The sequence below is a fragment of the Roseiflexus castenholzii DSM 13941 genome, assembly GCF_000017805.1.
Taxonomy (GTDB): Bacteria; Chloroflexota; Chloroflexia; order Chloroflexales; family Roseiflexaceae; genus Roseiflexus; species Roseiflexus castenholzii.
The window spans coordinates 4,498,169-4,510,531 of record NC_009767.1; the positions used below are offsets into that span (position 1 = coordinate 4,498,169).

The window sequence follows — 12,363 nt, forward strand, 5'->3', positions numbered from 1 at the left end:
GCCGGTGTTCGCCGTCATTGCGAGACCGGCGCAGCCGGTCGAAGCCATCCCCCCCCGCCGGTGTTCGCCGTCCTTGCGAGACCGGCGCAGCCGGTCGAAGCAATCCCCCCCGCCGGTGTTCGCCGTCCTTGCGAGACCGGCGCAGCCGGTCGAAGCAATCCCCCCCTGCCGGTGTTCGCCGTCCTTGCGAGACCGGCGCAGCCGGTCGAAGCAATCCCCCTTGCCCCGCATCCCAACGAGTGCATGGGCAGACAGCCCGCATACACCGAGCGGGCAGGCGCGATGTCGGAATGCGCCGTTGCGCCCTCACCCCCCCCGCCCCTCCCCCTGCGCGCGGGATCGGGGAGACCGGCGCCGCGGGTGTTCGCCGTCCTTGCGAGACCGGCGCAGCCGGTCGAAGCAATCCCCCTTGCCCCGCCTCCCAACGAGTGCATGGGCAGACAGCCCGCATCCGCCGAGCGGGCCTGCGTGGCGTCGGAATGCGCCGTTGCGCCGCCACGCCCTGCCCCTCCCCCCGCGCGCGGGAGCGGGGTTCGGTGACGTTGCCCGCGCTTGCCTGGGATACGCCCCTTCCCCCGCGCGCGGGTCTATCCCCCCCTGCCGGTGTTCGCCGTCCTTGCGAGACCGGCGCAGCCGGTCGAAGCAATCCCCCTTGCCCCGCCTCCCAACGAGTGCATGGGCAGACAGCCCGCATACACCGAGCGGGCAGGCGCGATGTCGGAATGCGCCGTTGCGCCCTCACCCCCCCGCCCCTCCCCCTGCGCGCGGGATCGGGGAGACCGGCGCCGCGCTCCCTTGCGAGAGGAGGCGCCCCTGCTCCCACCGATGGTCAACGGAATGCACAAAGGGTGCTGCCGCGCCCTGCCCCGACCGGACGGCGGCACATCCCCCACACCATCCCCGCGTCAGCGGGGCTTCGTGAGGTCAGCGCAGGCGTTTGCGCCTGCGCGCTCCGCCCCGTTGGGGAGGAGGCGCCCGCCCCCTGTGTCAGCAGTGCGTGTATAATCTCCTGGAAGGACCATCAGTCACCAGAGGGCGCTGCGCATGCCCGATAAGCATATGGAGGATACAACAACGCTATGACCACCTTCTACATCATCCGGCATGGTCAGACCGATTGGAATCTCCAGGGACGCTGGCAGGGCAAGGCGGATATTCCGCTCAATGAAGCAGGACGTGCGCAGGCGCGGAGTCTGGCGGGGCATCTTGATCGCCGACGCATCTGTTTCGATGCCATCTATAGCAGCGATCTGCTGCGAGCATGGGAGACTGCAACGCTGATCGCGGACAGGTTGAACGTTGAACCTACGCCGCTGCCGGCGCTGCGCGAGATTGACGTTGGCGCGTGGAGCGGGCTGACCCGCGATGAGGTCGTGGCTCGATTTCACGATCTGTGGGAACGGTTGCACTCGGGTGAGGATGTGCCGCGTGGCGGCAATGGTGAAACCTTCGGGCAACTCTATGACCGTGTCGTTGGCGCGGTTGAACGATTGATACGCGAGCAACCAGGACAAACCATCGCCCTGGTGACGCACGGTGGTCCGGCACGCGCGTTGCTGCTCCATGCGGCGCGCGATAAGGTCGGCGTGTTGCCGCGCCCATTGCACATCAGCAATACATCGTTGTCGGTTGTAGCGTGCACAGCAAACGATTGGCGCATCCTCGCAGTGAACGACACGTCGCACCTCGACAGCGCACGTGAAGCGCCTGATATGATGGAGACGCAAGTCGATGATGCGGAGCGGGCATGAGGGGGTATGAGAACTGATACGAATGTGCGGTCATTCGTATAATACTGCCGGGGTGCTGCGGGATAAGGTCCTCGTTGAGGACATGAAAGCCCCGCTGGGGCTACTGATGCCACTGCGCAGTCATGCGTCCACGGCTGCCGGTGCGCGTTGTGGATCGTTGCGCCGTGAGAACCGGACGCGCGAACATCCTGGCGGACTGACCGCACGTTATACCAATGACGATTGACGATGCCGCATGCGTGTCATTCCGCGCTGCGCGCGGAATCGGCGCGGGTCGCGCCAGACCCCTCGCGCGGCTCGGGGTGACAATAGATGCCGCATGCGGGTCATTCCGAGCCCTTCGCTTCGCTCAGGGTAAACGCAGCGCGGAATCTGACCGCGCGCAGCGCGGAATCTGCGCGGGGCGAGGCGCGAGGCGAGAGGGGCGAGGCGCGGGGCGCGCGGGGCGAGGCGAGAGGGGCGAGGCGCGGGGCGCGAGGCGCGGGGCGAGGCGTGGGGCGATACCAATGACGATTGACGATGCCGCATGCGTGTCATTCCGAGCCCTTCGCTTCGCTCAGGGTAAACGCAGCGCGGAATCTGACCGCGCGCAGCGCGGAATCTGACCGCGCGCAGCGCGGAATCTGCGCGGGGCGAGGCGCGAGGCGAGAGGGGCGAGGCGAGAGGGGCGAGGCGCGGGGCGCGCGGGGCGAGGCGAGAGGGGCGAGGCGCGGGGCGCGAGGCGCGGGGCGAGGCGTGGGGCGATACCAATGACGATTGACGATGCCGCATGCGTGTCATTCCGAGCCCTTCGCTTCGCTCAGGGTAAACGCAGCGCGGAATCTGCGCGGGGCGAGGCGCGAGGGGCGAGGCGCGGGGCGCGAGGGGCGAGGCGCGAGGCGCGAGGCACGGGGCGCGAGGCGCGGGGCGCGAGGGGAGAGGGGCGAGGCGCGAGGCGCGAGGCGCGAGGCGCGGGGCGAGGCGTGGGGCGATACCAATGACGATTGACGATGCCGCATGCGTGTCATTCCGAGCCCTTCGCTTCGCTCAGGGTAAACGCAGCGCGGAATCGGCGCGGGGCGAGGCGCGAGGGGAGAGGGGCGAGGCGCGAGGCGCGAGGCGCGGGGCGCGAGGCGCGGGGCGCGCGGGGCGAGGCGAGAGGGGCGAGGCACGGGGCGCGAGGCGCGGGGCGCGAGGGGAGAGGGGCGAGGCGCGAGGCGCGGGGCGCGAGGCGCGGGGCGAGGCGTGGGGCGATACCAATGACGATTGACGATGCCGCCTTCGTGTCATTCCGCGCGCAGCGACGGGTCATTCCGCGCGCAGCGACGGGTCATTCCGAGCCCTTCGCTTCGCTCAGGGTAAACGCAGCGCGGAATCTGACCGCGCGCAGCGCGGAATCGGCGCGGGTCGCGCCAGACCCCTCGTGCGGCTCGGGGTGACCATGCCGGATGGTCACAGGGAATTGGTATTAGTATGAAAACCAGGAACAAAGAATTGAGCACTCAGAGAGCGATTGGCATAACTCTGGAGATTCGGACCACAACTGCGGGGCGTTCGACGTTCGTTTCGACAGGCTCAACCCGCATTGACTGAGATTGTCGCATCCAACGCCCATCACAAGATCGTCAGCAGAGGCGCTCTTCGATGGTCTATCAGAAACCGAAAACCGGCGCTATCGCCGTTAATTTTTGTTGATGAGCGGCAGATGCACAGAAAACAGTTGATCGACAACGATCAGTTCGACCGGAACGACAATTGGGGCGACGCCAGCATCTGGCGCTGAGATGGTGATACTGCCGGTGTAGACGCCGTTGTTCAATCCAGATTGGTTGGCCCTGACTCGCACTGCGCTGCCGACAATTTCGGTCTGGAGCCAGGGAACATCCTGTGTCGCCTGCCAGCCGGGAGGTGCGCAGGTGGCAGCAACACGCAGGTGTGCCGACAACGGTGGAGCGCCGCTGCGCTGAGCCAGGAACCGCAGACCCGCCGGTGTAACACTCAGACGGGCGGGCATCGTCGCCGCTTCCGTCATCTCGGAGAAACGCGCGCCATCCGTGAAACGCGCCCACACCCCCTGCCCGCGGTAGTTTCCCCCGGGAACCTGCCAGATGAGCGGAGAGGTCGCCGGTTGAGACGCGCTGAAGATGGTGATCGCATCGACAAACACATCAGCAGCGCCGCTGCGCCGGATTTGAAAGATCAGGAAAGGTTCGTTGGGATTTGAGTGAAACGTAAATGGCAGCGCAAATTCCTGATACCGGTTGGGCGCGGAAAATTCAACGCCGCGCAACCGCAGCGGACCGTATTCCGTCCCGCCGCCTATGACCGTCAGTTGCGCTACTTCGCTGCTTGATTCATTGCTGCTAACCTTAATGCGGAAATAGGCGACGAGCGGCGTATCCTTGATAAAGGAAGTGTCCCATACCCATGCAGATGACTCGCCGCTGCTTGTTGCAAGTCGGTATGCAGTGCCGCCCCAGGCGTCCGGGTCAGTGACGCGCTCGCCGTTCCCCCACAACCTGCTAAACGTCGGGTAGGCATCATCAGCAATCCATCCCAGGCTCAATTGCACCATTGGCCATCCACTCTGATCCAGACGATACAGTGTTACAGAAGGCTGCGTTGTGCTCAGGTATTCGTCATCGAGTTCCTGAAGCGGCGCCGTTCCCCCCAGGTAGATAGTGTCACTCACCGTGGCGGTGCGGTTAAGCGGATCGCGGGTTTTAACGTAGACGGTTCGCCAGCCCTGTCCATCTTCCAGATTCCAGGTTGTCTCGTTGGAAAATGGCATCCAGACGCCGTCGGCAAAGCAGGGATCAGCGCTGATCATCATCTGCGTCGCCGGACCCAGCCCCGCAAAGCCGTTCTGCTCCGCGCGATTGTAGATATAGAGATTGACCCGGGCAAGGGGTGTCGAGAGGGCTTCGTTCTCAATAATGACCGGCGCGTAGGATGGATCGGCGCCAAACATTTGTGCAATGTAACCTCGTCCATCGCCGGAACGCCGGTAGTATCCCAATCCAATCTCGCGAGAAACGGGATCGAGCAGATTCGCGCGATGACCCGGACTGTTCATCCATCCCTGGACCGCTCCTGCGGGGGTGACATATCCGCAGAAGGCATTTTCCGCGCCTGCGAGGGCCAGGTATCCAAAAGCGCGCGCACGATAGTCGGGCCAGTTTCCGTTGGTGTCCTGGTGACCACAGTACCATCCCGGACGGTTCTCGGTCGAATCCCACGCGAACCAGCGTGCAGCCGCAGTGAGTTGGCGGTTCCAGCGCAACGGAGGGATGCCATTGGCGCGTCGCGCCAGGTTGCTGAGATAGACTGTTTGCGCTTCGTTATGCCGCACATCCGGGGTTTGCGCCGGAGTAGGAGGCGCGCTCTGCACCGGAACAAAGCATCCGAAAAGCGCAATGCTTATAAGCGCCAATCTCTGCCAGTTCCGCATGAGTCGCCCGTCCTTATCTGAACATGCGTATGATACTGCGTCCATTGTTGCGCGGCGATGTATAATGGCCGCAGGCGGGTTGTGTTCCGCCCTTTTTTGAGTATATATCTACAAGAACGAACAGATCAATGGTCTCCGGCGACTATATTGTTGAGACTCCAGAGCAGATCGAACTGGCATACGATCTTGCCGGGATCGGTTCGCGGTTTCTGGCAGCAATTGTTGATAGCGCGCTGATCGCTCTTGCTGAATCGGCGCTCTTCTTCGCGCTGGCGCAGATCGCCGGCGCAATGGAGTTCGCCGAAAGTGTGCTTATCGCCATTGGCGCGGCGCTCGGGTTTGCCATTCTGTGGGGATACTACATCGCTTTTGAGTTGACATGGAATGGGCAAAGCCCCGGAAAACGCCTGATCGGGCTGCGCGTCGTTTCGGAAGGCGGACGCCCGATAACGGTCACCGGTTCGATCATTCGCAACCTGATCAGGATTGTGGACTTCCTGCCATTTCTGTATGGCATCGGAGTGATTGCGATGTTTATCGATGGACAGGCGCGGCGGCTGGGCGATCTTGCCGCCGGCACGCTGGTGGTGCGCGAGCGCGCCGATGTGACGCTCGAAGGTCTCGTTACACGTGCTGCGCCGGACATGCCGCCGCCGTCCGGCGATACGACTGATCTGATCGATGTCAGTCTGCTGACACCCAACGATTATGCGCTGCTGTGCGACTTTCTCGATCAGCGACGCGACCTGGCGCAGCCGGTGCGTCGGCGCCTGGCGGCGCAACTCGGCGAAGGATTGCAGGCGCGGCTGGGTGTGTTGCCTGAAAGTGATCCAGAGCGCCTGATCGAACGTGTGGCGCGCGCGTATCAGTATCAGCGACGCCGGGGATCATAGGACAAACCGGTTTCGCTCCGAGCCAATATCCATTGCTTCCCGCTTTCGCTGCTGCGGATCAACCGCTCATCGAAGCCGCCAGGCGCAGTGTGGCGGCATGAATGTCTACGGTGTCGGCAATCGCGCGGGCATACCCGCCAGCCATCGTGATTGCGACCGGGATGCCGGCGTTCCGACAGACCTCGAACACCATCCGGTCACGCTCCAGCAGACCGGCTTTCGTCAGGCTCAGGCGACCAAGCCGATCGTGCTCATAGGGATCGGCGCCCGCCAGGTAGATCGCCAGGTCGGCGCGACTACGTTCGACAGCCTGGCGCAACCCCGTTTCCAGCGCCGCCAGATACCCTGTGTCGCCGGTCCCGTCCTCCAGAGCAATATCGAGGTCACTGCGCTCTTTGCGGAACGGGTAGTTCCTGGAACCATGGATGGAAAACGAGAAGATGGTGTCGTCACCGGTGAGGATGGCGGCGATTCCGTTCCCCTGGTGCACATCACAATCGATGATAACAACCCGCCGGACGCGACCTTCCGCCTGCATAGCGCGCGCTGCGATCACGCTGTCGTTGAAGACGCAGTACCCTTCGCCATGATCGGCAAAGGCGTGGTGGGTGCCGCCTGCCAGGTTTGCCGCGAAGCCGTCGCCACTCAACGCTGCGCGACAGGCGGCAATCGTCGCTCCGACCGAGCGCCGCGAGCGCTCGATGAGGTGCGGCGACCAGGGAAATCCGATCTGGCGCATCTCGCGGTCGCTTATGGCGCCGGTTTTTATGCGATGCAGGTAATCGGCGGTGTGCGCGCGCAGAAGAGTGCGGTCATCAGCGGCTTCGGGGAGAATCAGGTCACCCAAACCCTCAGCCGCCGCCCGCTCGCGCAGCAAGGCGTATTTGGCGATGGGGAAACGGTGTCCTTCGGGAAGCGGAAGAACGAAGGAGTCGGAGTAGAAGAGTTTCATGATTCCTCTGGCAGCAGGGCGCGCACCCGTTCCAACGTATCGGCGTCAGCCGGGCGCTTGTCGCGCCGCCAGCGCAGAATGCGCGGGAAACGCACGGCAATCCCCGATTTATGGCGGTTCGAGCGCTGGACGCCCTCGAATGCCAGCTCAAAGACCAGTGCTGGCGTCACGGTGCGCACCGGTCCAAACTTTTCCACGGTATTTCGTCTTACGAAGGCGTCCACTTCGCGGATCTCGTCGTCGGTCAGTCCCGAATACGCTTTGGCGAACGGCGTCAACCGGTCGCCGTCCCACACGGCGAAGGTGTAGTCGGTGTAGAGGCTGGCGCGCTTACCGCTGCCGCGCTGCGCGTAGATCAGCACTGCATCAATGGTGTAGGGGGCGACTTTCCACTTCCACCAGTCGCCGCGCACCCGACCGACGCGGTAGGGCGAATTGCGTCGTTTGAGCATCAGACCTTCGACATTGCGCGCACGCGAGGTGGCCCACTGCGCCGCCAGGTCGTCCCAATCGGCAGCAACAATCACCGGCGAGAGCAGCAGCGCCTGACTATCCGGCGCACAGGTCGCAATCAGGCGCTCCAGTTCTGTTCTTCGCCACTCCAGCGGTTGGTGACGCACATCGACGCCATTGAGTTCGATCAGGTCGTATGCCAGGAGCGTGGCCGGCGCTTCGTCGAGAACGGCGCGTGTCAGGTTCTTGCGCCCGATCCGGCGCTGCAACTGCGCGAAAGGCAACACCGTGCCATGTTTCCACGGCAGAACCTCGCCGTCGATGACGATGCCATCAGGGAGAAGTGCGCCACTTGCCGCAATTTCGGGGAAACGGTCGGTCATCAGTTCTTCGCCGCGCGACCAGAGAAAGGTTTGCCCGGCGCGGCGGATCAACCGGATGCGGATGCCGTCCCACTTCCATTCCGCCTGCCATTCGTCGATTGATCCCAACGTTTCGGGCGGATCATCGAGCGGGTGTGCCAGGCAGAAGGGATATGGACGACTCACATCGGCGTCGGCAGTCTCGCGCGCCAGCAGCGCCCGGTAGAAGGCGGCGGACGGTTGCCATTCACCCATCAGGCGGTGCGCAATTGCAGCAGGGTCCGTACCGCTGGCGCGCGCCAACGCCCGCACAACCAGTTGTTGTGAGACGCCAACCCGAAATGCGCCGGTGATCAATTTGTTCCAGACAAAACGCTCGGTTCCGCCAAGGGTCGCCCATACAGCACGCACAATCGCGCGCTGCACTGCCTCCTCCCGATCACGCAGCGGGATCAGAACATCCTCGACCCAGCGATGGAGCGGCTGCGGACCTTCAAACGACAGAACCGACCGGTCCACATCCACCGACCACTCGCCGGGTTCCGGCAGCAACAGCGCGACCGTCTCGGCAAAGTCGCCGACGGCGTCGTAGCACTCGCCAAGGAGCCAGTCGGGAATGCCGGCCGCCTCGACCGCCCAGGCGCGGAGCGTCGGCAACGGCACAGCCTGACGCACGCGCCGACCAATGAGGAAGAAGATCGCCCAGGCAGCGTCAGCCGGTTCTGCGCGCTCAAAATAGCGCATCAGCGCCTCGACCTTCGCGCCGGTTCTGGTGGTCTCATCGAGATCGGTGTACAGTTGGGCAAAGTGTCGCATAGCGCCATGATACTCGAAGTGGGCGCTGTCCGTCCATGCTGCGGCTTCTGGAACGGCTGCGCTCTTCTCTGTGACCTGGATCGTCACGCCACGGCTTCGCCAGCGCGAACGCCGTTGTGTTGTGCGTGACCGGCGCATACGGCGTCTGGTTGCAGAATGGAAACTGTCGTGCGCTATAATGAAACCATATAAACCATATCATGGAGCAGGTTGATTCTTGGAGGCGTCGCATCATGCCCACATTGCCGGTTCGCATCGTCGTCATTCTGGGTCTCGCCGCCTTTCTGAGCCTCTCGCTCGACGCCGCAGCGCGCGTCCGTCCCACGCCCGCCGCGCCGCTGGCGTTTCCGACTTCGACGTTGGCGTTCCCGACTCCGTCTGATGATTCGGTCGCTGTTCCATTGGCGTTTCCGACTCCGCCAGCGACGCCGCCCGCCGCGCCGCTTGCGTTCCCAACTCCGCCGGTGACGCCGCCCGCCGCGCCGTCGGCGTTTCCGACCTCGCCGGCGGACCCGGTCGCCGCGCCGCAGAGCGCGCCGCTCACCGTCTATCTGCCGCTCATCGCGCGCCCGGAGCCGTATCCCCCGGCGCGCCGCGACATCGAACTTGAGTTTATTCGCCTGATCAACCTGGAGCGCGCCGCCCTCGGTCGCCGCGCCCTGCGCGAAGAGCCGCGCCTGACCCAAGCCGCGCGCCGCCTGGCCTACGACCTCGCCGCGCGCGGCACAGTCAGTCACATCGGCTCGGACGGCTCAACGCCCGCCTCGCGCGCGCGCGACGCCGGCTATCCCTGGTGGTCGGGCGAGGTTGCGCTGGGCGCCGCCGTCGACGCCGCCGATGCGGTGAAGATTTACCGCACCAGCCCGCCGCACTGGAACGACCTCATGAACCCTGACAGCACCGTGATCGGCGTCGGCGTCGCGCCGGTGCTCGTCGGTCCGTCCGCCGGCCGCCGCGTCGCCATCCCGGCGATGCTCGGCTACGATCCGCCTCCGCCGGAAGGCGAGGTGGTCGCGGCGCTCCTGGCGCGCATCAACGCGCTGCGCGCCGAGCGCGGCGCGCCGCCGTTGACCCTCAACGCCGCGCTCAACGCCGTCGCCCGCCGCGTCGCCGACGACCTGACCGCCCGAAACGTCTGCGGGACCCTTCCATCGCACGGTCCGCTCACCCTCGACGACTGGGCGCGCGACGCCGGGTATGGAGGCAGCGTCACCACGCGGCACAACGTCACCTGTCCCTATGACCCGGTGCAGCTCCCCTGCGGACTCGATGCGTCCTTCGGCGGCGCGTCCGCCGATGAGGTCGCGCGGCGTATCATGGAGTACGGCGCAGCGGGGGCGCCCTGCTCCGGGAACTTCAGTCATAACCGGCTCGCCGACTCGACGCAAACTGACGTAGGAATCGTCTTTTACCGCTGGGGCGCGGTCGTCGTCACCGGTCGCAGTCCCTGATCGTTATTCGTCAGGGGCGCGCTGCGCAGCGCGTCCCCCTCGCACCACAACGGAGGATGCATGGTTCGTCTCATCCTGCAACGCAATCGCCTGACCTTGCTGACCTTCGTGGTCATCCCCGCCGCCATCGCGGCGATAGCGGCGGCGTGGCTGCTTCGTCCGCAGGCGACGAGCGGGTCGCCCCTCGGCGACCCGAACGCGCCGGTCGTCGCCGCGACGCCCGCCCCGTTCGTCGGCGGACAGCCGCCGATCGCGCGCCCCGCCGCCGTGCCGGTCGCGGCGTCCCGCGCCGATGGCGGCCCCCCGCCGGACGCTCCCGCCAACTTCATCGAGGCGCGCATGCCCGACGCGCGTTATCACGACGCGGCGTTCGCCGCCGTGCAGTGCGCCGTCGGACGCCCCTTGACGCGCGACCCGGCGCTCGACGCCCTCGCCGTCGAAGCCTGGCGCGCAAAGATGATGTATGGACATGAGCGCGTCGAGGCTATGAACTGGCACAGACACAACCGGCTTTTCACGTTCGCCATGTCATCGCCGCAAACTGGAAGATTGTCGCCGAGAACTTTTTCGCGTGTTATCATTGCAGTCACACCCACCCGGAGTTCTGCTCAGTGATGTCCTACGGTCGGGCGCTCGACACGCGCAACGGGGAGCATGCCCACGCTGCGTTCGTCGCCGAGTGGGAGCAAACTGCTGCGCGCGAGGGATGGCGCACCGGCGGCGTTGCGATCTCCGATGCGGCGGTGCATCAGATTCAGCGCACGCCGATTCGACGCGGCTACCTGACCCAGAGCAAGGAATGGCGCGCCAGTTGCGCTGCTGCGCGGACGGTTGACCGCCTACGACGGCGATGTAACGGTAATACCAATGACCGGTGACCATCCGGCATGGTCACCCCGAGCCGCGCGAGGGGTCGTGCGCGACCCGCGCCGATTCCGCGCTGCGCGCGGTCAGATTCCTCGCTGCGTTTACCCTGAGCGAAGCGAAGGGCTCGGAATGACCCGTCGCTGCGCGCGGAATGACACGAAGGCGGCACCTTCAATCGTCATTGGTATCGCCCCGCGCCTCGCCCCTCGCCCCTCGCCCCTCGCCCCTCGCGCCTCGCCCCTCACGCCTCTCGCCTCGCGCCTCTCGCCTCACGCCTCGCTCCTCGCGTCTCACCCCTCACGCCTCGTTCGCTGGATCGTCCACGAAGGACACGAAGCGGCACGAAGGATGTTCCAACTCGTGTTCACCGTGGACGTAGCGCCGCCACGCCCCTACGTGCAACCTTACCACGTTCAACGTTGGCAGGTGTAACGCTCCTCACGCCTCGCGCCTCGCCCCTCTCGCCTCTCGCCTCGCCCCTCTCGCCTCACGCCTCGCTCCTCGCGTCTCACCCCTCACGCCTCGTTCGCTGGATCGTCCACGAAGGACACGAAGCGGCACGAAGGATGTTCCAACTCGTGTTCACCGTGGACGTAGCGCCGCCACGCCCCTACGTGCAACCTTACCACGTTCAACGTTGGCAGGTGTAACGCTCCTCACGCCTCGCGCCTCGCCCCTCTCGCCTCTCGCCTCGCCCCTCTCGCCTCACGCCTCGCTCCTCGCGTCTCACCCCTCACGCCTCGTTCGCTGGATCGTCCACGAAGGACACGAAGCGGCACGAAGGATGTTCCGCCTCGTGTTCACCGTGGACGTAGCGCCGCCACGCCCCTACTTGCAACCTTACCACGTTCAACGTTGGCAGGTGTAACGCTCCTCACGCCTCGCGCCTCGCCCCTCTCGCCTCTCGCCTCGCCCCTCTCGCCTCACGCCTCGCTCCTCGCGTCTCACCCCTCACGCCTCGTTCGCTGGATCGTCCACGAAGGACACGAAGCGGCACGAAGGATGTTCCGCCTCGTGTTCACCGTGGACGTAGCGCCGCCACGCCCCTACGTGCAACCTTACCACGTTCAACGTTGGCAGGTGTAACGCTCCTCACGCCTCTCGCCTCGCGCCTCTCGCCTCGCCCCTCTCGCCTCTCGCCTCTCGCCTCTCGCCTCGCGCCTCGCCCCTCTCCCCGCGCGCCTCGCCCCTCTCCCCGCGCGCCTCGCCCCTCGCCCCTCGCGCCTCGCGCCTCGCGCCTCGTCCCGCGCGACCCGCGCCGATTCCGCGCTGCGCGCGGTCAGATTCCGCGCTGCGTTTACCCTGAGCGAAGCGAAGGGCTCGGAATGACACGCATGCGGCATCGTTAATCGTCATTGGTATAAAAACAACTCGCCGGATATCATACC

The 12,363-nt window shown here is 65.3% G+C and carries 9 protein-coding genes; 6 read left to right on the forward strand and 3 right to left on the reverse strand.

What is annotated here, in order from left to right; translation table 11 throughout:
• Window positions 1–1,079 precede the first annotated feature (1,079 nt).
• Together RCAS_RS17790 and RCAS_RS17795 are read left to right on the forward strand one after the other, a co-directional pair.
• Window positions 1,080–1,751, forward strand: a complete 672-nt coding sequence (locus RCAS_RS17790) for a histidine phosphatase family protein (protein ID WP_012121919.1) — start codon at window positions 1,080–1,082, stop codon at window positions 1,749–1,751.
• Window positions 1,752–1,833: 82 nt separating this feature from the next.
• Complete coding sequence (locus RCAS_RS17795; RefSeq protein ID WP_157042691.1) at window positions 1,834–1,977, forward strand: hypothetical protein; 144 nt, start codon at window positions 1,834–1,836, stop codon at window positions 1,975–1,977.
• A gap of 1,434 nt (window positions 1,978–3,411) precedes the next feature.
• On the opposite strand, the gene RCAS_RS17805 is transcribed toward RCAS_RS17795, so the two are convergent.
• A complete protein-coding gene (locus RCAS_RS17805) occupies window positions 3,412–5,181 on the reverse strand; it encodes a CAP domain-containing protein (protein ID WP_012121920.1) in 1,770 nt (589 codons plus the stop codon).
• 128 nt (window positions 5,182–5,309) lie between these two features.
• Between RCAS_RS17805 and RCAS_RS17810 the strand changes: the two genes are divergently transcribed.
• Window positions 5,310–6,074, forward strand: a complete 765-nt coding sequence (locus RCAS_RS17810; protein ID WP_012121921.1) for an RDD family protein — start codon at window positions 5,310–5,312, stop codon at window positions 6,072–6,074.
• Window positions 6,075–6,132: 58 nt separating this feature from the next.
• Here the strand turns inward: RCAS_RS17810 and RCAS_RS17815 are convergent, their stop codons facing one another.
• Together RCAS_RS17815 and RCAS_RS17820 are read right to left on the reverse strand one after the other, a co-directional pair.
• Window positions 6,133–7,026 (reverse strand): histone deacetylase family protein, encoded by an 894-nt coding sequence (locus RCAS_RS17815; RefSeq protein ID WP_012121922.1) that lies wholly within the window; start codon window positions 7,024–7,026, stop codon window positions 6,133–6,135.
• Window positions 7,023–8,795 (reverse strand): ATP-dependent DNA ligase, encoded by a 1,773-nt coding sequence (locus RCAS_RS17820; RefSeq protein WP_232280056.1) that lies wholly within the window; start codon window positions 8,793–8,795, stop codon window positions 7,023–7,025. Before RCAS_RS17820 ends, RCAS_RS17815 begins: the two co-directional genes overlap by 4 nt.
• A 95-nt stretch (window positions 8,796–8,890) precedes the next feature.
• Between RCAS_RS17820 and RCAS_RS23455 the strand changes: the two genes are divergently transcribed.
• From RCAS_RS23455 to RCAS_RS17835, 3 genes are read left to right on the forward strand one after another with little or no spacing between them, the layout of a single operon-like run.
• The gene (locus RCAS_RS23455) at window positions 8,891–10,108 is read left to right on the forward strand and encodes a CAP domain-containing protein (RefSeq protein WP_012121924.1); all 1,218 of its coding nucleotides are present in this window, start codon (window positions 8,891–8,893) and stop codon (window positions 10,106–10,108) included.
• A 60-nt stretch (window positions 10,109–10,168) separates the two neighbouring features.
• A complete protein-coding gene (locus RCAS_RS26065) occupies window positions 10,169–10,723 on the forward strand; it encodes a hypothetical protein (RefSeq protein ID WP_012121925.1) in 555 nt (184 codons plus the stop codon).
• Window positions 10,657–10,986 (forward strand): SRPBCC family protein, encoded by a 330-nt coding sequence (locus tag RCAS_RS17835; RefSeq protein ID WP_232280261.1) that lies wholly within the window; start codon window positions 10,657–10,659, stop codon window positions 10,984–10,986. The genes RCAS_RS26065 and RCAS_RS17835 overlap by 67 nt, the downstream gene beginning before the upstream one ends.
• The last annotated feature ends 1,377 nt before the right edge of the window (window positions 10,987–12,363 follow it).